The organism is Pseudomonas sp. LW8, assembly GCF_041956865.1.
Taxonomy (GTDB): Bacteria; Pseudomonadota; Gammaproteobacteria; order Pseudomonadales; family Pseudomonadaceae; genus Aquipseudomonas; species Aquipseudomonas siliginis.
The window spans coordinates 2806905-2826618 of the sequence record NZ_CP168138.1; the positions used below are offsets into that span (position 1 = coordinate 2806905).

Genomic DNA, 19714 nt, shown 5'->3' on the forward strand with positions numbered 1-19714 from the left:
TCATTGGCCTCCGGCCATACGAGTCAGAGGCGCCAGCCCGGTGCTCATCGCCCGGTTGACCGTGTTGGAGATCGAGGCGCCAGAACCACCGCCGCTGCCAGTACGCATGCCGGGCAGGCCGTTCTGATTGGTCAGGGTGTTCATGCCGGGCAGGTTGGAACTGGGCGTGGTCATGTTGCCGCGAATCGATGAGCCGCTGGCGACACTGGCGAAATCACCGTCCGTGAGTTCGGTACTGCTGAGGGTCTGGTTGATCCGCGCCGAAGGGTTGGCGTTGACCGTGGTCGGATAGGGGTCTTTGCCGCCATTGCGCCCGATCGCGACGGGTTGAACGTCGCGGTTGAGGACGATCACGCCGTTGCCTTCAGCCTGGGCGCTGACGCTGATCAAAGCGCTGGCGGCTGATCCGATCAGCAGGAGGCAGGTCAGGCCTTTATTGAAATTCCCCACGGCTGCAATTCCTTCTTCAGTGGGCTGGGTTATTCAGCGTTGTGAAGAAGAGAGCGAAAGCTGTGCCGGTTTTGAATTATCTTTTTATTTCAACGGCTTAAATACTTTTGGAAGTTCCCTGTTGCGGGCACTGTTTCAGCGCTGAGACACAGGGCGGATCGCTTGCGGGGCAATGGGCGCCGGAAAGCTCTGGAACAAGGGTTTGCGCCGAGGTGTTTCATCGGCGTAACAGATCACGTGACGCAATGATGAATGACGCTTGGGCGGGGCCTTTGCGCGGTCGGGAGTGTTTCAAAAACGGACAGTTTTGCGTTAAAAGCCGCCGGGCGGCTTATCTGGACAGCAAACGCTCGACCGCCGCAAAGGCTTGCGTCTGGCGCTCGGCCCAATTGCCTTCGATCATTTGCAGCGGCTGTTGGTGCTGGATCAACCAAACGCGGGTGGCTTCGTAGAACGCCATGCGATCCGCAAGATCCGGTTGGCAGCGCTGGCCGTCTTCGGTCCAGTCGATCTGTTGTGGGGACAACAGCAGGTGCAGGTCGTAATGGCGCGCCAGTAACTCGGTTTCCAGCCAGTCCGGGCAGGCGCCAAACAAAGTCTGGCTCCAGAGGATGTTGCTGAGCAGGTGGGTGTCGAGAATCAGCAGTGGGGGCTGTTTCGCGCGCGCCTGATCTTCCCATTGCAACTGGCCCTGGGCGATATCAGGGATATCCGCAAGGCAAGTGTCGCGTGGGTTGTCTTCGATGAACCGACGAACATATTCATCCACACGCACGCCGCCGAAACGCTGCTCCAGCCCTGCCGCCAGCCAGCTCTTGCCGGTGGATTCCGGGCCGGTGAGAACAACGACTTTCATGTGCGCAACGCCGGATCGGCACGCCATTCCCGCCAGCCTTGCACGGCGAGCAGGGTAAACAGCGCGTACAGGGCGGCGGTCAGGTACAGGCCTTTGTAGATGAACAGGCCGACAAAGATCACATCGAGGACGAACCACAGCGCCCAGCATTGCAGACGTTTTTGCGCCATCCACAGTTGCGCGACCAGACTGAAACCGGTGAGCGCGGCATCGAGCCACGGCTGTGCGGCGTCGGTCCAGTGCGCCATCGCCGCGCCCAGCAACACACTGCCGATCGCCCCAACGCCGAGGCCGAGCACCATTGAGCGTGGATCGAGGCGGGTAACCTGGCGACCGTCATGCATCGTCCCGGCGCGGGTCCACTGCCACCAGCCGTAGATCTGCAGCGCGGCGTAGATCACTTGCAGCAACATGTCCGAATACAGCTTCACCTCAAAGAAGACCCAGCTGTAGAGCAACACCATGACCAGCCCGATCGGCCAGCACCACGGATTCTGCTTGACCGTCAGCCACACCGCGATGACACCGAGGGCAGCGGCAAACAGTTCAAGCCCGGACATGAGTGATCCTTGGGGGAGTTGAGAAGGGGGCGGATTGTACTGCATTAGTCAGGTCAAAAGCCCCTCACCCTAACCCTCTCCCGGAGGGAGAGGGAACTGATCGCGCTGTTTGGTCGAGGTACGCCGACCTGGAATAACGCGTCGAACGCAGATCATGAAACGCCCAGTGATCTGCGATCAAAAGCCCCTCCCTAACCCTCTCCCGGAGGGAGAGGGAACTGATCGCGTTGTTTGGTCGAGGTACGCCGACCTGGAATAACGCGTCGAACGCAGATCATGAAAAGCCCAGTGATCTGCTCCCTCTCCTCGGGGAGAGGGCTGGGGTGAGGGGTGGGCTCACCTCGGTGACCGGTCAGACCCGGAACTGGCGCAGCAACCCGTTGAGCTGTTCGCTCAGTTGCCCAAGCCGCAGGCTGGCTGCACTGGACTGCTCAGCCGCCAACGCGGTGCTATGGGAAAGCCCGGCCGCCTGAGTGACGTTCTGGTTGATGTCCTCAACCACTTGCGCCTGTTGCAGCGTAGCGCTGGCAATCGACGCATTGAGACCGTTGAGATTACGTAATGCCTGGCCAATCGCATTAAGGCTCGCCCCGGCCAGTCCCGCCTGTTCGATGGTCAATTGCGAGGCCTTGCTGCTGTCGCCGATCACCTTCACCGCAGCCTCCGAATGATTCTGCAAACGCTCGATCATCGACTGAATCTCCGCCGTCGATTTCTGCGTACGCTGGGCCAGCAAGCGCACCTCATCGGCGACTACGGCGAACCCGCGACCCTGTTCTCCCGCGCGCGCCGCTTCAATCGCCGCGTTCAAGGCCAGCAGGTTGGTCTGTTCGGCAATCGAACGAATCACCTCCAGCACGCTGCCAATCTGCGTACTCTCCGCCGCCAGGGTGCGGATCACTTCCACCGCCTGATCGATCGTGCCCGAGAGCTTGTCGATCTGTTGCAGGCTGCCGTCAATATTGATCTGCCCCTGTTGCGCCTGCGCTTCGGCATCGCGCATTTCTGCGGCGGCGTGTTCGGCGTTTTTCGCCACGTCCTGCACGCCGTAGGTGACTTCGTTGATCGCTGTGGCCACCAGTTCCATCTGCTGCGATTGCTGCTGACTGCGCTGCTGCGCCTGCGAGGCATCGTTGCCCAGCTCGCTGGAAGACTGGCCCAAAGCGCTGGCCGACACCTGCAGGTCACCAATCACTCGGCGCAGCTTGGCGGTGAAGGCATTGAAGTGATGGGCCAGTTCGGTGACCTCATCCTTGCCATGGGTATCGAGGCTGCGGGTCAGGTCGCTTTCGCCGCTGGCGATGTTGGCCATGGCATTCACGGTTTCCTGCAACGGACGGACAATGCTGCGTGCGATCAGGATCACCAGCAGCGCCATGATCAGCGCAATCGCCAGGCCGATCGCCGACGCCTTGATCATTTGTCCTTGGAATTCTGCCTGCACATCGTCGACGTAAACGCCGGAACCAATTACCCAGCCCCACGGCTCAAACAGCTTCACATACGAGGTCTTGGCAACGGGATCAGTCGCCCCCGGTTTCGGCCAGCGATAATTGACCATGCCCGCGCCTTTGGCCTTGGCGATGGCGACCATCTCGTTGAACACCGCAAAGCCATCCGGGTCGCGGATCGCCGAAAGGTTCTGGCCTTCGAGCTTGGGATTGGTCGGGTGCATGACCATCACGGGCGTGAGGTCGTTGATCCAGAAGTAGTCGCTCTGGTCATAGCGCAGGCCACGGATCGCGGTCAGCGCCTGCTTTTGCGCGGCATCTCTGGTCAGGGTGCCGGCGGTCTCCAGCCCTTGGTAATAGGTGAGCAGGCCACTGGCGGTCTGCACCACGTGCTGGGTTTTCTGCGCCTTGGCGTGGTAGAGGTCGTCATGGATCTGCTTGAGCATCAGCACGCCCAAGGTCAGCAACATGACCACCGCCACGATCAAGATGAGCCACAAGCGTCGGCTGATCGACACACTGCGCAAGCTGTTCATAACGCTGTCACTCCGGATTCTTGTTCTTGTAATAAACGATCGCCAGCATCCAGCCACCGCTGTGGGCTCGCGATTGCGCGACTTGAGCCGCCTAACGCGGGGAGCGCTATTAAGGCTTGTCTGTTAGGATTTCGGCCCCGCGCGCGAAAACCTGAATCCGGTTTTGATATTTCACGGAATTTTTACCGTTTCGTGTGGATCCTGTGCGCGCGCAATCGCTACAGCTTTTACCGGCTACGCTGGACGCAGTGAACGAAAAAATACTATCGGGGCATGCCCGCGTGCATCGCTCTTTGGGGGATTGATGGATCTTTGGACCGCCTTGCAGGCACTGATTCTAGGAGTTGTAGAAGGGCTGACGGAGTTTTTGCCCATTTCGAGCACCGGACACCAGATCATCGTCGCCGACTTGCTGAACTTCGGCGGCGAACGGGCCATGGCGTTCAACATCATCATCCAGCTCGGCGCGATCCTCGCGGTGGTCTGGGAGTTTCGGCGCAAGATCCTCGACGTGGTGATCGGCCTGCCGACCCAGCCGAGCGCACGACGTTTCACCGCCAACCTGCTGATCGCCTTCCTGCCGGCCGTAGTGCTCGGCGTGATTTTTGCCGATCTGATCCACGAATACCTGTTCAACCCGATTACCGTCGCGGCGGCGCTGGTCATCGGCGGGATCATCATGTTGTGGGCCGAACAGCGCCAGCATGAAGTGCATGCGGAAACCGTCGACGAGATTCGCTGGACCGACGCGCTGAAAATCGGCTTCGCGCAATGCCTGGCGATGATTCCCGGAACCTCGCGTTCCGGCTCGACGATCATTGGGGGCCTGCTGTTCGGCCTTTCGCGCAAGACGGCCACCGAGTTCTCGTTCTTCCTCGCCATGCCAACCATGGTCGGTGCGGCAGTGTATTCGGGTTACAAATATCGCGACCTGTTCGTGCCGGCGGATTTCCCGGTGTTCGCCATTGGTTTTGTCACGGCGTTCATCTTCGCCATGATCGCTGTGCGCGGCCTGCTCAAGTTCATCGGCAGCCACAGCTACGCAGCCTTTGCCTGGTACCGGATTGCGTTCGGCCTGTTCATTCTGGCCACTTGGCAGTTCGGCTGGGTGGACTGGTCGGCGGCCAAGGCATGAACGATTCCCGCACGCGCCGCCCTGAGGGGCGACCTTCAGGCGGGCGCGTTCAGCATCTGAAATTGAAGCTTGGGGTGTTGCTGATCGTCTGCGCGCTGCCGCTGTTCGGCTCGCTGTCGATGTGGCTCAGCGGCATCTCGCGGGTGCCGCTGGCGGCGTACGGGATTGTCAGTGTGCTGGCGTTCTTTCTGTACTGGGCCGACAAACGCAAAGCCCGCGCCGATGCCTGGCGCACCCCGGAAAATATCCTGCATGCGGTCGAACTGGCGGGCGGCTGGCCGGGAGCGTTGATTGCGCAGCAGGTGTTTCGGCACAAAACGCGCAAGGTGTCGTTTCAGATTCTGTTCTGGGCGATCGTGTTGTTGCATCAGGTGTTCTGGATTGACCAGATTTTCCTCGGTTCCAACCTGTTGTCTTTGATCTAAAGAACACACTTACCCCTGTAGGAGCTGCCGAAGGCTGCGATCTTTTGGGACGCAGAGCGTCCCCGGCTGCATTCCCACGCAGAGCGTGGGAACGATCAATCCTCGCTGATGAGTCGCCTGACAAACCGCCTTCGCGAGCAGGCTCGCTCCCACAGGATTTGCGTGCTTACAAAAGCAGGCCGATTTGGGTTTTCTTAGGCAACTTGCTCACCACCAGTTGATGCGATCGCTGCAACAGTCCCCGCAATTCCTCGGCACCCAGCGGGTAGGGCGGGTGCATGATGATCCACTGCGCCCGCGCCAGATACGGCGCCGGATGAATCCCCGGGCGGTCGCAATGGCCGAGAAACAGATCCTTGTCGACCTTGAACGCCAGCGAATCTCCTCGCAGCCCCTGCAAGGCAAACATCTTGTTGCCGGCAATCGAGAACACCCGCACGCCGCCCCATTTGTAATCTTCCCGCGCGCCGGGCAGAGCCAGACAAAACTCGGCGACCTCGGCTTCGCTCATTCTTCCTTGTTTCATAGAAATCTGTCCCCGCATGCATTGAACGATTCGACCAAGTGATCGATCCATGCGCGCACCGCTGGCATTACCCCGCGCCTGTGCGGGTACACCGCTTGCAGCCAGCCGCCAGGCAATGACCATTGCGGCAGCACTTGCACCAGTGTGCCGTTACGCAATTCGGTTTCGCAGAACATCATCGGCAGCACGGTAAAGCCCTGACCGGCGAGCACGCAGGCCTTGCGCACCACGAAGTCATCAATGCCCAGCCGCGCTTCCATGCTCAGATCGACGCTCTTGCCTTGCTGATCGAGCAGACGCACATGAACCATGCGGTCGGCTTCCAGCGCGCCGAGTACCGGCAGGTTTTTCAGGTCCTGCGGATGAGTGATCGTCTTGCCTTGCATGAACGCCGGGCTGGCGATCACCACCGCCTGGGCCTGACGCAAGCGGCGGGTGACCAGCAAAGGATCTTCATCACCGTGATCGCGCACACGCAACGCTACATCGATGCCTTCGGTGACCAGATCGACCCGGCGGTTGAGCAGGACGACCTCCAACTGCACCTGAGGAAACTTGCCGAGGAAATCGCTGATCACCGTCGGCAGCATTTCATGGGCAAGACCGGTCGGGCACGATACCCGCAAGCGCCCGCGAGGCTCGCTGGACATGCTCGCCACCGCCTCGTCAGCCATTTCCGCTTCCAGCAACATCGCCTGACAGTGGCGCAAATAGCGTTCGCCAACGGCGGTGAGATTGAGTTGGCGAGTGGTGCGTTGCAGCAGACGTGCGCCGAGGCGCTCTTCCAGCTCGGCAATTCTTCTCGAAAGCCGTGACTTGGGAATACCTAGCAAGCGCCCGGCGGCGGCAAATCCGCCGGCTTCGACCACTTTGGCGAAGTAGTAGAGATCGTTGAGGTCCTGCATACGTGTTTCCAGTCGTTCTATCAATGGGACGAACTATCGCATTGTCGGCGACTAATCAGCTATTGGTTTGTTGCGTAGGATTGTCTCCATTCCGTCGCCGCCGGCGATTCTTTCAGGAGAACCCACATGAAACTGTTGCACATCGATTCGAGCATTCTCGGCGACAACTCGGCTTCCCGTCAGTTGAGCCGTCAAGTCGTCGACGCCTGGCAAGCTGCCGAGCCGAGCGCCGTGGTCACCTACCGCGACCTGGCGGCCGATGCGATCAGCCACTTCTCGTCGACCACACTGGTTGCTGCCGGCACCACCGCCGAACTGCGCGACGCTGCGCAACAGCACGAAGCCGAGCTGAGCGCTTCGACCCTGGCCGAATTCATCGCTGCCGACGCCGTGGTGATTGCCGCGCCGATGTACAACTTCACCGTTCCAACCCAGCTCAAAGCGTGGATCGACCGCGTCGCCGTCGCCGGCCAGACGTTCCGCTACACCGAAGCCGGCCCTGAAGGCCTGTGCGGTGGCAAGAAAGTGGTGATCGTGTCGACTTCCGGTGGCATCCACGCCGGTCAGGCCAGCGGCATCGCTCACGAAGAATATCTGAAGCTGGTACTGGGCTTCCTCGGCATCACCGATATCGAAATCGTCCGCGCTGAAGGTCTGGCCTATGGCGAAGAAGTGCGCAACAACGCCATGAGCGCTGCGCAAGCGAAGATCAGCGAGCAACTGTTCGCCGCCGCGTAAGGCTTGCGTAAAGAACAGCTGATGTTCAGGTAATCCCCCAAAAACTCTGTATTCTGGTTCCGCAAGGGCCGAATACGGAGTTTTTTGTTTCTGGCTGTTACATAATCTGGCCCGGGTTATGCAGTTTCAGCACATCCGACGATGTGGTCCAACAGGGTAGGGCATTCATGAGGCATCTTTGTGCACTGTTGCTGATTTGCCTGCTGGCCAGCCTGAATTCAGTGCAGGCCGCACCGGGGCGCCACCCTGTCTGGAGCGTCGGTTATCACGAGATGACCTTTCTCGACCCGCTCGATTTGCAACCGATGCGCGCCATCGCTTTTTACCCGTCCAGTGACCGTGAGCATATGAGTTTGCTTGAGGGTTACTCGGTCGAGGCTGGAGAAGACACCAAGGTTGCCATCGGCCGCTTTCCCATGTTGATGCTCTCCCATGGCAATACCGGCACGCCGCTGGCCTTGCATGATCTGGCCACTTCGCTGGCGCGCAAGGGGTTTGTCGTGGTTGCAGTGATTCATCCCGGCGACAACTGGCGCGACCACAGCCGACTTGGCACGTTGAGCAATCTCTACGGCCGGCCAATCCAGATTTCCCAAGCGATCACCGCGACGCTCGCAGACAACATGCTGGCACCGTTCGTCAATGCTGATCAGGTTGGTGTGATCGGTTATTCGGCTGGAGGCGAGACCGCGTTGATTCTTTCCGGGGCGCAACCGGATCTGGATCGTCTGCGCCGCTATTGCCAGGAACGTCCGGACGATCACGACGCCTGTAACACCAAGGGTGAACTGATTGTTGATCGCGATGACTTGCAGCCAGTGGCCGATCCACGGGTTCACGCGTTATTGCTGATGGCACCGCTGAGCCTGAAGTTCGGCCGCCACACCCTTGCCGATGTGCACGTACCGGTGCTGCTCTACAGCGGCGACGGCGACAAACTGGTGGCCTTCGATAAAAACGCCGCCGCCCTGGCGCGCAAACTGCCCACCGCGCCGGACTTCAAATTGCTGGCCGGAGCAGGGCACTTCGTGTTCATGGCGCCGTGCACCGAAGAGCAGATCCGCGCCATGCCGGCGTTGTGTACCGATGCCGACGGGGTGGATCGCGAAGATATTCACCGCAACCTGATCTCCGAGGCCGGACGGTTTTTTGCCCAGGCACTGGGTAAATCGAGCAGGGCGGGGATGCAGACGGCGGATCAATAACTCAAACACCGCATTCCCCTGTGGGAGCGAGCCTGCTCGCGAAAGCGGTGAGTCAGCCAGCGCATCTTTCTCTGACACGACGCCTTCGCGAGCAGGCTCGCTCCCACGGAGATTGAATTGTCTGTTTTCAGGGAAGTGCACGACGCTTGAGCAACAAGGTCAGGCCCAGCCCGGTCACCGACAACAACGCCGCGCTGAAGAAAATCCACGAATAGCCCAGATTCAACGCCACAGCGCCCATCAACGGTCCCGCGATCGCCAGTGCCAGATCGAAGAACACTGCATAAGCCCCCAACCCTGAACCACGGCTGGAACTCGGCACCTGTTTGATCGCTTCAACGCCCAGCGCCGGGTACACCAGAGACAGCCCAAACCCCGCCAGCCCTGCGCCAATCAACGCATACGCAGTGGAGGGCGCCAGCCACAACATCACCAGCCCGACAGTTTCAACCGACATGCAAACGATGGCTGAGGCAAACCCGCCAAACCGGGCAATCGCCGAGATGAACAACAGCCGCGACAGGATGAAACACACGCCAAACACGGTCAGGCAGTAAGCCGCGCCGGTCCAGCCTCGATTGAGGTAATAAAGGGTGATGAAAGTCGTCAGTGTGCCGTAGCCGATAGAAGCCAGCGTCAGGCTGGTGCCGTACGGCGCAATCTTGCCGAACACCGCCCAGAACGACAGGCGCTCGCCACGAATCACCGGCACCGAAGGTTTGTTGCGGATCAACCACAGCGCGCCTGCCGCCAACGCCGACAGCGCGATGCCAAGGCTGACAAAGCCATATTCAGCGACCATCACCACGCCCAGTGGCGCACCAATGGCGATCGCGCCGTAAGAGGCGATGCCGTTCCAGCCGATGGATTTTGCCGTGTGCTCGACACCGACCTGGCCCATGCACCAACTGATGGTGCCGACACCGATCAGGCCTTGGGCAATGCCAAGCAGCAGGCGCCCGGCAATCAGAATCAACAGGCTGGTCAGCGGAAAACTTTGCAGCAAGGTCGACAGCAACGTCAGCGCGCCGCTGAGAACAATCCCCCACAAGCCATAAATGATCGCCCGCTTGGTGCCGAGGGTGTCCGACATGCGCCCGGCCATTGGCCGGCTGAGCAGGGTGGCCAGATACTGCGAGCCGATCACCAGACCGGCAATGATCGCGCTGAAACCCAGTTGCTCATGGACGTAACCGGGCAGTACCGCAATCGGCAACCCGATACAGAGAAAGGCAATGAAGGTATAGAAAACGATGGAGACGATCTGCAGGGTGATCGCCAGGGAGCTTTGCGGTGGCAGTGGCTGCGCAGACATGAGCACTCGTTCGCGGGCGGCGGTGGGAGAGTTGCCGACATCATGGCGCGGGGCTGGGATAAAAGAAAGCAGGCTAACTACTTCGCCTTAATGATCGTTCCCACGCTCTGCGTGGTGACGCCGCCATGGACGCTCTGCGTCCGCTGTTGGGACGCGGAGCGTCCCGGGCTGCATTCCCACGCGGAGCATGGGAACGATCAATGTGGGAGCGAGCCTGCTCGCGAATATCTGCGCACCAGCAATGTCCAAACGCCGAATGCAAAAAGCCCCGTCACAGAGGACAGGGCTTTTAACTTGCAGCTTGCAGCTTGAAACTAAAAGCTGCTCTTAGAAAACGACGCCTTGGCTACGCAGGTAGTCGTCATAAGTGCCGCTGAAGTCGGTCACGCCGTTCGGGCTCAGCTCGATGATGCGCGTGGCCAGGGACGATACAAACTCACGGTCGTGGCTGACGAAGATCAGCGTGCCCGGGTAGTTTTCCAGCGCCAGGTTCAGTGCTTCGATCGATTCCATGTCCAAGTGGTTGGTCGGTTCGTCCATGATCAGCACGTTGGGCTTTTGCAGGATCAGCTTGCCGAACAGCATGCGACCTTGCTCACCACCGGAGATGACCTTGACCGACTTGAGGATCTCGTCGTTGGAGAACAGCATGCGGCCCAAGGTGCCACGAATCATCTGTTCGCCCTGGGTCCACTGACCCATCCAGTCGAACAGGGTGACGTCGTCTTCGAAGTCGTGAGCGTGGTCCTGAGCGTAGTAGCCCAGTTCAGCGGCGTCAGTCCATTTCACGCTACCGGCATCCGGGGTCAGTTCGTTGACCAGGGTGCGCAGCAGGGTGGTCTTGCCGATACCGTTCGGGCCGATGATCGCAACGCGCTCGCCGGCTTCAACCTGGAAGCTGAAGTCCTTGAACAATGGCTTGCCATCGAAACCCTTGGCCATTTTCTCGACCATGACCGCCTGACGGTGCAGCTTCTTGTTCTGCTCGAAACGAATGAACGGGCTGACGCGGCTGGAAGGCTTGACCTCGGCCAGCTGGATCTTGTCGATCGCCTTGGCGCGGGAGGTGGCCTGCTTGGCTTTCGAGGCGTTGGCCGAGAAGCGGCTGACGAACGATTGCAGCTCGGAGATCTGCGCTTTCTTCTTGGCGTTGTCCGACAGTAACTGCTCGCGGGACTGGGTCGCCACGGTCATGTACTCGTCGTAGTTGCCCGGGAACAGACGCAGCTCGCCGTAATCCAGGTCAGCCATGTGCGTGCACACGCTGTTCAGGAAGTGACGGTCGTGGGAGATGATGATCATCAGGCTGTTACGCTGGGTCAGGATGTTTTCCAGCCAGCGAATGGTGTTGATGTCCAGGTGGTTGGTCGGTTCGTCGAGCAACAGCACTTCCGGATCGGAGAACAGTGCCTGCGCCAGCAACACGCGCAGTTTCCAGCCTGGCGAGACTTCGCTCATCGGGCCGAAATGCTGTTCCAGCGGAATGCCCAGACCCAGCAACAATTCGCCGGCACGGGATTCGGCGGTGTAGCCGTCCATCTCGGCGAACTCGGTTTCCAGCTCGGCAACGGCCATGCCGTCTTCTTCGGACATTTCAGCCAGCGAGTAGATGCGATCGCGCTCGGCCTTGACCTTCCACAGCTCTTCGTGACCCATGATCACGGTGTCGATCACGGTGAATTCTTCGTAGGCGAACTGATCCTGGCGCAGCTTACCCAGACGCACGTTCGGTTCGAGCATGACCTGACCGCCGGACGGATCGAGGTCGCCGCCGAGGATTTTCATGAAGGTCGACTTGCCGCAACCGTTGGCACCGATCAGGCCGTAGCGATTGCCTGCGCCGAATTTGACCGAAACGTTTTCGAACAGCGGCTTGGCGCCAAACTGCATCGTGATGTTAGCTGTGGAGATCAATTACCTTACCTATCAATGGGTTAGAGCTGGTCTGTGGTGCCTGGTACAAACCTGAGTACCAATCTGGAGCTTTTCCAGCTCCCCCCAGTCTGTGCTTGAGTTGAGCCAACGCGCATAAGCCGTCCGCAACTGGGGCCGTTGAAGGCAAGCTGCTGAGCGACGAGTACGGGGTTCTTGTTGGACATTGGCGCGCATTGTCGCATAACTCAGACGGCAGTTATATGGCAGGCAAACGGGCGTACGCATCGGCTCGTCCGAGAAGTCCCCGATATCCGCTGATCAAAATCTCGAAAACCCGAATGAACTCACTCGGCCATTTTCACTTCGGAAAGTGGAGCAGCAGCCATTTTCGTTCAAACGAGTGAGGACCAAGCCATGCGAGCAATGACCTATCACGGCGCCCATGACGTGCGCGTCGAAACCGTACCAGACCCGAAACTTGAAGCCGCCGACGACATCATCCTGCGCGTCACCGCTACCGCCATCTGCGGGTCGGACCTGCACCTGTACCGAGGCAAAATACCCACCGTCGAGCACGGCGATATATTCGGTCATGAGTTCATGGGGATCGTCGAAGAAACCGGGCCAGCCGTCACGGCCGTGCAGCGCGGCGACCGCGTGGTAATTCCGTTCGTGATCGCCTGTGGCGATTGCTTCTTCTGCCAGCAAGAGCTTTACGCCGCTTGCGAGACCACCAACGAAGGCCCCGGCGCGGCGCTGAACAAGAAAATGATTCCGCCGCCAGCAGCGCTGTTCGGCTACAGCCGTATGTATGGCGGAATTCCCGGTGGCCAGGCGGAACTGGTGCGCGTGCCGAAAGCCAATACCGGCCCGTTCAAGGTACCGGGCACGCTGTCGGACGAGAAAGTGCTGTTTCTCTCTGACATCCTGCCGACTGCCTGGCAAGCGGTGATCAACGCCGGCGTTAAACAGGGTTCGAGTCTGGCGATCTACGGCGCCGGGCCGGTCGGTTTGCTCACCGCAGCCTGCGCGAGAATGCTCGGTGCTGAGCTGATTTTCATGGTCGACCATCACCAGTACCGCCTCGATTATGCCCAGCGCACCTACGGCGTGATTCCGATCAACTTCGATAAGGACGATGACCCGGCGGATACCATTACCAGCCAGACTCCCGGCCATCGCGGCGTCGATGCGGTGGTCGATGCCGTCGGCCTTGAAGCCAAGGGCAGCACCACCGAAACGGTCATGGCTACACTCAAGCTTGAAGGCAGCAGCGGCAAGGCTTTGCGCCAGTGCATCGCCGCCGTCCGCCGTGGCGGTGTGGTCAGCGTTCCGGGGGTGTATGCAGGATTTATCCATGGCTTCATGTTCGGCGACGCTTTTGACAAGGGCCTGACCTTCAAAATGGGCCAGACTCACGTACAGCGTTTTCTGCCTGAGCTGCTTGGCTACATCGAAACCGGCAAGTTGCAGCCTGAAGCGATCATCACCCACAGGCTGTCGCTGGAGCAGGCCGCGGAGGGTTACAAGATCTTCAATAAAAAGCAGGAAGAATGCCGCAAGGTGATTCTGACCCCGGGTGGCAGCGATGTTCCGCTGGCGCAGCTGGATGAAACCACGCCGTTCGTACCGGCCACCTGAAACCGAGGACTTTTCATGGCGCTACCGTCATCTTCGTTCGCAGCTCCCGTGCGAGCATGGTTTGTGAACCTGTCGCGCACGGGCTGGGGAGGGCGCATTTTCTGGCTGACCCTGGTCGGTGTAACCGTGTTGTTGCTGATCAGCGGCTACACCGGTTTGGTCAGTACCGGCCGCGACACGCTACGCCTCGCCACTCTCGGCGGTCTGTCGGGTTTTGCCGCCACGGCAATCGGTGCGTTGCTGGCCCTGGCGTTGCGGGCGATTACTTCGCGAACTCAAGACACCATGCTCGGGTTTGCGGCAGGGATGATGTTGGCTGCCAGTTCCTTTTCACTGATCCTGCCGGGGATTGCGGCGGCGAAGGAAGCGGTGAGCAGTCCCATGCTCGCCGCTGCCGTCGTAGTTGCCGGCATGGCTTTGGGCGTAGCGTTGATGGTCGGCCTCGACCGCTTCGTCCCCCACGAACACGAAAAGAGCGGCCGGCGCGGCCCCGAAGCCAAGCGCTTCAATCGAGTCTGGCTGTTCGTGCTGGCGATCACCCTGCACAACCTGCCGGAAGGCATGGCGATCGGCGTCAGCTTCGCCACCGGCGACATGAAAATCGGCTTGCCGCTGACCACTGCGATCGCCATTCAGGACATTCCCGAAGGTCTGGCTGTGGCGTTGGCGCTACGGGTGACCGGCATTTCCGCAGGGCGTGCAGCGTTGATTGCCGCCGCTTCAGGATTGATGGAACCGTTGGGCGCGATTATCGGATTGGGCATCACCAATAGTTTTGCGTTGGGTTTTCCGGTGGCGATGGGCCTGGCGGCGGGCGCGATGATCTTTGTGGTGTCGCATGAAGTGATTCCGGAAACTCACCGCAACGGCCACGAGACGCCTGCCACGCTCGGGCTGATGCTTGGGTTCGGCGTGATGATGTTTCTCGATACCGCTTTGGGTTAAAAAACCGATGTGCACCACTGAGCGTATCGTCTCGCACAAAAAGGGAATTTTTTTCAGCGCCAATCACTCTTTCGTTTATAGGCAATGCCAATAACGCAGGGGAATGAGTCATGTCGCTGATCGAAATCCCGACCAGGAAGTCTTCGGGTAAAACATCCACGCCGGCGGATACTGAGCGCCGGCTCTATGACCGATTGCTGGCGGAAGACTCCACGGTTGATCGTGCGGCACTGGACTTCCTGCGCCGGCAGCTGAGCAAGGCGGCTGCGCTGTCTGACGATTTGCCGGGCAGCGCCGAAAAGCTGCTGCAATGGTCGGAAACCCGCTGCGCCAGCGTGGCGGCCGAGTACGCCGATTACCTCGAACAACGTCAGCAGGGCGCGCCGCGCCGCTATTTCCGCAACAAATCCCACGCGTTGTATTTCATTCTGCATGTGGCACCGACCAAAGAGGTCGATGGCGCCTGGCTGGCCGGGCTGTTGCCGCAGTGGCAGGACCCGCGTTTCGACGATTTGCTCGATACCTATCTTGAAGAGCTGGGCGAGGGCGTGCCACGGCAGAATCATGTGGTGATCTATCGCAAGCTGCTCGCCGAGCATGAATGCTCTGATCTGAGCGGTCTTGCCGACGAGTATTTTCTGCAAGGCGCGGTGCAGCTGGCACTGGGACGTTTCGGCGGGCAGTTTCTGCCAGAAGTCATCGGCTTCAACCTCGGCTACGAGCAACTGCCGCTGCACTTGTTGATCAGTGCTTATGAGCTAGCGGAGCTGGGCATCGATCCGCACTATTTCCGCCTGCACGTGACCATCGACAACGCCAGCACCGGCCATGCGCGCAAGGCAGTGCAATCAATGCTCGAGCTGTTGCCACTTGGCGATGAACGCGATGAGTTCTACCGGCGCATGGCTGTCGGTTATCGCCTCAATGATGTCGGCAAAGGCACAACCGCGGTGATCACAGAGTTCGATCTGGACCACGAAGTCATCGCCATGCTTGAGCGCAAAGCTGTTTTTGGCCGGCACATGCATTCCGATTACTGCCGCATCGAAAATCGCACTATCAATCAATGGCTGGCCACGCCGGGGCAAATGGGCGAATTCCTCGCGGCTCTGGAGCGCAAGAGCTGGATCAAGCGTGGCGAGGCGGTGGAAGAAAGTCGTTTCTGGCGTTTGATCGACGGCAGCGATGCGGCGATGTTCGGGGTGTTCAATGGCTATGAGAAACAGCTGTTGCGCGACTGGATCACTCAGGATTGCCCGGCCTCCCGGCCTCGGCCTTACGTACGCCGCGAAGCTGCCGTCGAAGAAACCTTTGACGATGACGCCGATCTGCTCAACCTGGAAGCGGCACTGGCCGACAAGCCTGCCGCAGAACAGATGTCATTGTTGATGCCATGGCTGCAACCCCAGCGGCACTGGCGTCCGGCCGGACTTTTCGCGACGCGTCGCTTCATGCAACTGCGCGCCCGCTTGCGTTGAAACAAGGAGGCTTCATGTCGGCACAAGAAACATCGGACAGAGCGCTGTTCGAGCTGGGCAAGCGCCTGCTCGACAGCGGTTATCACTTCATTACCCCAACGCCGTTGACCCACGAACATTATTTGCAGCGCTTCGCCACGCCGCTGGCGAAGGATCTGCGTGACGTGTTCGGTTGGTCCATGCCGTTCCCTTCCGAGCTGTTCAGCGCAGACGAACTGGCCAGTCTGGAACAGGCTGGTTTAGTTGCACGCGACGGCGCGGTGTGGCGCAGTCAAGTGCGCTGGTCGACGCTCAATGAGCGGTTGTTCGCTCATTCCGCCTTCCCGACAACCGCGAGCGATGCGGTGTTCTTCGGTCCGGATACCTACCGTTTCGCTCAGGCCATCGAAGCGCAGTTGCAGCAGCGCTTTTCGCCGATCAGGCGCGCAGTAGACATCGGCTGCGGCAGCGGCGCCGGGGCGGTGCTCATCGCCAAAGCAAGGCCGGATGCCCAAGTGCTGGCGGTGGATATCAATCCGCAGGCGTTGCGCATGAGTGCCGTCAACGCTGAGCTGGCCGGGGCCAACAACGTGTCGGTGTACCACAGCGATCTGCTCGCCAGTGTCGAAGGTCAGTTCGACTTGATCATCGCCAACCCGCCGTATATGAACGACCAGCAACAGCGCGCTTATCGCCACGGCGGCGGGGCGCTGGGCGAGGGCTTGTCGGTGCGTATCGTGCGTGAGGCGTTACCACGTCTGGAAGTCGGCGGCACGTTGCTGGTGTACACCGGCGTGGCGATCGTCGCCGGGCAGGACCCGTTCCGCGAGGCCGTGGCGCCTTTGCTCGAGGGCGAGCGTTTTGGCTGGACTTATCGTGAACTCGATCCGGATGTGTTCAGTGAGGAACTGCTCAAGCCTGAATATGAGCGCGCCGAGCGCATCGCCGTGGTCGCACTGACGGTAACCCGCGAGCAGTGACCGATAGTTGGGCCACCGCTCGCGCGGTGGCCTTCAGCGATTTCTGATGCGCGAGATCGTCAGCAGGCAAACACCTACCAACATCGCGGCCCCGGCTACCAACAGCGGCGAAGGGCGAATCGGCTGCCGCGAGATACGCTCGATGCGCCCGGTGAGGGAGGCGCGCACCGGCGCAAGAGGTTCCGCCAGATAAGGCGCTTCTTCGATCTCCAGGCGTAAGCCGTCCGGCATCACCAGCGTCAGCCCTTCGATCGTGCCGGCAATCCTGCCCGGATAAACCGGCTCACCGGTAGGGTCGAGCTGGTCGTAGAAAAACATTTGCCCTTCAAGCCAGCCGACGGCGGTCTGCAACTCAGGTCCCAGGTAATACTTTCCATCGAGAAAAAATCCAGAGAATTGCGGCGCGCGCTCGACGCTTTCAATGCGATAGCGCTGACCTGGTTTCATACCGGTTTGTGGGGCGATCATGGGGGTTCCTCCGTTATTGGTAAGCGATAGAGGAGCGCGTGCCAAGCGTGGTTCCATCGAAATGAGCAACGGGCGTTTGTATGGATTCAAGTGTGCTGGAGCTTTACACGCAAACGCGCAAGACAGTTTTTCACAGTTGAGGGTTCACTATCGGTTACGAACTGTGGCTAAAATGCCACCCTTTCACCGAGCGCCCGGAAACGGCGCGGGCCATGGACGCGCCCTGTGCATCAAGACCGCTGCATAAGACGCTGGGCCTCAGGTCGCCACGCGCGCAGTTTGTTCACTTTTGACGTGTGACCCTTTTCCGTGAAACTCATCATTGCCGCTGTTTATGTCATCTCCATTGCTTACGTTCACTTGCGTGGACGCGTGCGCCACAAGCTGGGGCGGCAATTGAGTGACCACTCGACGTTTCTCGCGCCGGTCAACTGCTTCCTCTATCTGTTTTCGAAGATTCCCAACAAGCCGTACCTGAATCCGGCGGATTTCCCGGATCTGAGCCCGTTGCAGGCGCACTGGCAAGAGATTCGCGAGGAAGGCCAGAATCTGCTGCGTGCCGGCGAGATCAAGCGCTCGAATCAATACGACGATGTCGGTTTCAATTCCTTCTTCAAGACTGGCTGGAAGCGCTTCTACCTCAAGTGGTACGGCGACAGTCACCCATCGGCGATGAAGCTGTGCCCGCGCACCACTGAATTGGTGCAGAGCATCGGCTCGATCAAGGCGGCGATGTTTGCCGAGCTGCCACCGGGCTCGAAGCTGGTGCGCCACCGCGATCCGTACGCCGGTTCCTATCGTTATCACCTGGGTCTGGATACGCCGAACGATCCTGGCTGCTATATCAATGTCGACGGCGAGAACTATCACTGGCGCGATGGCGAAGCGGTGATGTTCGACGAGACGTTTATTCATTACGCCGAAAACACCACGGACCAGAACCGGATCATTCTGTTCTGTGATATTGAACGGCCGTTGAAGTACCGCTGGGCGGCGGCGTTCAACCGCTGGTTCAGCCGCACCGTGATGTCAGCGGCAGGCGCGCCGAATGATGCGGGGGACAAGACCGGTGGTATCAACCGCTTGTTTACCAAGATCTACAAGATCCGTTTGCGCGGCAAAGAGCTGAAGAAACGCAACCGTACGCGGTATTACATGGAGAAGTGGGCGATTTTTGCGGCGTTGTTGGCGATCTTTATTCTGATCTGAGACTTGCGGTGTCAGTACCGGCCTCTTCGCGAGCAGGCTCGCTCCCACATTTTGAAATGCGTTTCCCTGTGGGAGCGAGCCTGCTCGCGAAGGCGGCCTCACTTCAAACATACCTCTAGCTGGCCCAACGCTTACTCCCCGGACGCCTTCCGAGTCTTCTTCGCCGGCGCCGCCTTACTGGTTGATTTGGCCTTGGGCTTGGCCGGTGCCTTGCCGCCGAGGCTGCGTTTGAGCAGCTCGGTCAAGTCGATAACATCGGCAGTCTTGCGTTCTTCCTCGCCAGTGGTGGTCTCGACGTCCTCGATCTTGCCTTCGTGGGCTTTTTTCTCGACCAGCGCCATGATCTTGTCTTCGAACTCGTCCTTGTAGTCCTCAGGCGACCACTCCGAGGTCATGTCTTCAACCAGACGTTTGGCCATGTCCAGCTCACCCTTGGCCAATTGCGGCTTGGTCACTTCACTGCCCAGCGCCAGTTCATCAAGACTGCGCACTTCCTGCGGCCAGCGCAGTTTCACCAGAACCAGCGCCGACTCCAGCGGCATCAACGCGGCCAGATATTGGCGCGTGTGCAAGACGACGCGGGCGAGGGCGACCTTGTTGGTTTTGCTCAGGGTTTCGCGCAGCAACGCGTAGACCTTGCCGCCGCGCTTGTCTGGCGCCAAATAGTAGGGCGTATCGATGTTCTGCAGCGGAATCTGCTCGGCGTCGACGAAAGAGAAAATGTCGATGGTCTGTGTCGAGACGGGGTGCGCCGAGCGGATTTCTTCCTCGCTGAGCACCACGTAGCGGCCCTTTTCGTAGGCCACGCCTTTGACGATGTTCTCTTTGGTGACTTCCTTGCCGGTGACCTTGTTGATGCGTTTGTAGCCCACCGGGTCCATGCTGCGGCTGTCGAGCCAGTCGAAGTCCACGCCTTGGGACGACGTCGCTGAAACCAGCGCCACGGGGATGTGTACCAGTCCAAAACTGATTGCGCCTTTCCAGATTGCCCGAGCCATGACCTGTCCTCCGAGTGATGATCAGGTGACCCGTGGCGC

Annotated in this window: 19 protein-coding genes; 9 read left to right on the forward strand and 10 right to left on the reverse strand. The window is 59.7% G+C overall.

The genetic code is table 11. The annotated features are described in order from the left end of the window. From AB9L16_RS12785 to AB9L16_RS12800, 4 genes are all read right to left on the reverse strand, one after another. Entirely contained in the window at positions 1-450 is a 450-nt protein-coding gene (locus AB9L16_RS12785; RefSeq protein WP_056785923.1) for a hypothetical protein, read from the reverse strand. Positions 451-781: 331 nt separating this feature from the next. Further along, on the reverse strand, positions 782-1306 hold the full coding sequence (locus AB9L16_RS12790; RefSeq protein ID WP_150635354.1) for an AAA family ATPase: 525 nt from the start codon (positions 1304-1306) through the stop codon (positions 782-784). Beyond that, on the reverse strand, positions 1303-1866 hold the full coding sequence (pnuC, locus tag AB9L16_RS12795) for a nicotinamide riboside transporter PnuC (protein WP_375123692.1): 564 nt from the start codon (positions 1864-1866) through the stop codon (positions 1303-1305). The genes AB9L16_RS12790 and pnuC overlap by 4 nt, the downstream gene beginning before the upstream one ends. 352 nt (positions 1867-2218) lie before the next feature. Continuing rightward, on the reverse strand, positions 2219-3853 hold the full coding sequence (locus AB9L16_RS12800) for a methyl-accepting chemotaxis protein (protein WP_095179989.1): 1635 nt from the start codon (positions 3851-3853) through the stop codon (positions 2219-2221). A gap of 304 nt (positions 3854-4157) precedes the next feature. Between AB9L16_RS12800 and AB9L16_RS12805 the strand changes: the two genes are divergently transcribed. Together AB9L16_RS12805 and AB9L16_RS12810 are read left to right on the forward strand one after the other, a co-directional pair. Beyond that, positions 4158-4988: an undecaprenyl-diphosphate phosphatase gene (locus AB9L16_RS12805; protein ID WP_016774688.1), complete on the forward strand. Its 831-nt coding sequence runs from the start codon at positions 4158-4160 to the stop codon at positions 4986-4988. Next, entirely contained in the window at positions 4985-5413 is a 429-nt protein-coding gene (locus AB9L16_RS12810) for a DUF1294 domain-containing protein (RefSeq protein ID WP_095179990.1), read from the forward strand. Before AB9L16_RS12805 ends, AB9L16_RS12810 begins: the two co-directional genes overlap by 4 nt. Before the next feature lie 166 nt (positions 5414-5579). Here AB9L16_RS12810 and AB9L16_RS12815 read toward each other — a convergent pair whose 3' ends face one another. Both AB9L16_RS12815 and AB9L16_RS12820 read right to left on the reverse strand, forming a co-directional pair. Beyond that, a complete protein-coding gene (locus AB9L16_RS12815; RefSeq protein WP_133337837.1) occupies positions 5580-5939 on the reverse strand; it encodes an MmcQ/YjbR family DNA-binding protein in 360 nt (119 codons plus the stop codon). After that, positions 5936-6844 (reverse strand): LysR substrate-binding domain-containing protein, encoded by a 909-nt coding sequence (locus tag AB9L16_RS12820; protein WP_110645260.1) that lies wholly within the window; start codon positions 6842-6844, stop codon positions 5936-5938. The genes AB9L16_RS12815 and AB9L16_RS12820 overlap by 4 nt, the downstream gene beginning before the upstream one ends. A gap of 126 nt (positions 6845-6970) precedes the next feature. Between AB9L16_RS12820 and AB9L16_RS12825 the strand changes: the two genes are divergently transcribed. Both AB9L16_RS12825 and AB9L16_RS12830 read left to right on the forward strand, forming a co-directional pair. After that, on the forward strand, positions 6971-7582 hold the full coding sequence (locus AB9L16_RS12825) for an FMN-dependent NADH-azoreductase (protein ID WP_016774691.1): 612 nt from the start codon (positions 6971-6973) through the stop codon (positions 7580-7582). Between the two features lie 167 nt (positions 7583-7749). Further along, positions 7750-8787, forward strand: a complete 1038-nt coding sequence (locus tag AB9L16_RS12830; RefSeq protein WP_375123693.1) for an alpha/beta hydrolase family protein — start codon at positions 7750-7752, stop codon at positions 8785-8787. Positions 8788-8914: 127 nt separating this feature from the next. On the opposite strand, the gene AB9L16_RS12835 is transcribed toward AB9L16_RS12830, so the two are convergent. Continuing rightward, on the reverse strand, positions 8915-10102 hold the full coding sequence (locus AB9L16_RS12835) for an MFS transporter (RefSeq protein WP_071172408.1): 1188 nt from the start codon (positions 10100-10102) through the stop codon (positions 8915-8917). 327 nt (positions 10103-10429) lie between these two features. Next, entirely contained in the window at positions 10430-12016 is a 1587-nt protein-coding gene (locus AB9L16_RS12840; protein ID WP_016774693.1) for an ABC-F family ATPase, read from the reverse strand. 375 nt (positions 12017-12391) lie between these two features. Between AB9L16_RS12840 and AB9L16_RS12845 the strand changes: the two genes are divergently transcribed. From AB9L16_RS12845 to AB9L16_RS12860, 4 genes are all read left to right on the forward strand, one after another. Further along, complete coding sequence (locus tag AB9L16_RS12845) at positions 12392-13618, forward strand: zinc-dependent alcohol dehydrogenase (RefSeq protein ID WP_122611305.1); 1227 nt, start codon at positions 12392-12394, stop codon at positions 13616-13618. Positions 13619-13633: 15 nt separating this feature from the next. Further along, complete coding sequence (locus AB9L16_RS12850) at positions 13634-14563, forward strand: ZIP family metal transporter (RefSeq protein ID WP_151552580.1); 930 nt, start codon at positions 13634-13636, stop codon at positions 14561-14563. Between the two features lie 110 nt (positions 14564-14673). Continuing rightward, positions 14674-16041, forward strand: coding sequence for an iron-containing redox enzyme family protein (locus AB9L16_RS12855; protein WP_375123694.1), 1368 nt, complete (start codon positions 14674-14676; stop codon positions 16039-16041). 14 nt (positions 16042-16055) lie between these two features. Next, positions 16056-17000 carry a methyltransferase gene (locus tag AB9L16_RS12860; RefSeq protein ID WP_375123695.1) on the forward strand — a complete coding sequence of 315 codons (945 nt, stop codon included), beginning with the start codon at positions 16056-16058 and terminating at the stop codon, positions 16998-17000. Positions 17001-17033: 33 nt separating this feature from the next. Here AB9L16_RS12860 and AB9L16_RS12865 read toward each other — a convergent pair whose 3' ends face one another. Continuing rightward, positions 17034-17468, reverse strand: coding sequence for a hypothetical protein (locus tag AB9L16_RS12865; protein ID WP_056785950.1), 435 nt, complete (start codon positions 17466-17468; stop codon positions 17034-17036). Between the two features lie 309 nt (positions 17469-17777). Between AB9L16_RS12865 and lpxO the strand changes: the two genes are divergently transcribed. Then, entirely contained in the window at positions 17778-18677 is a 900-nt protein-coding gene (gene lpxO / locus AB9L16_RS12870) for a lipid A hydroxylase LpxO (RefSeq protein WP_375123696.1), read from the forward strand. A 131-nt stretch (positions 18678-18808) separates the two neighbouring features. Here the strand turns inward: lpxO and AB9L16_RS12875 are convergent, their stop codons facing one another. Then, on the reverse strand, positions 18809-19675 hold the full coding sequence (locus AB9L16_RS12875) for a Ku protein (RefSeq protein ID WP_073474486.1): 867 nt from the start codon (positions 19673-19675) through the stop codon (positions 18809-18811). Between the last annotated feature and the right edge of the window lie 39 nt (positions 19676-19714).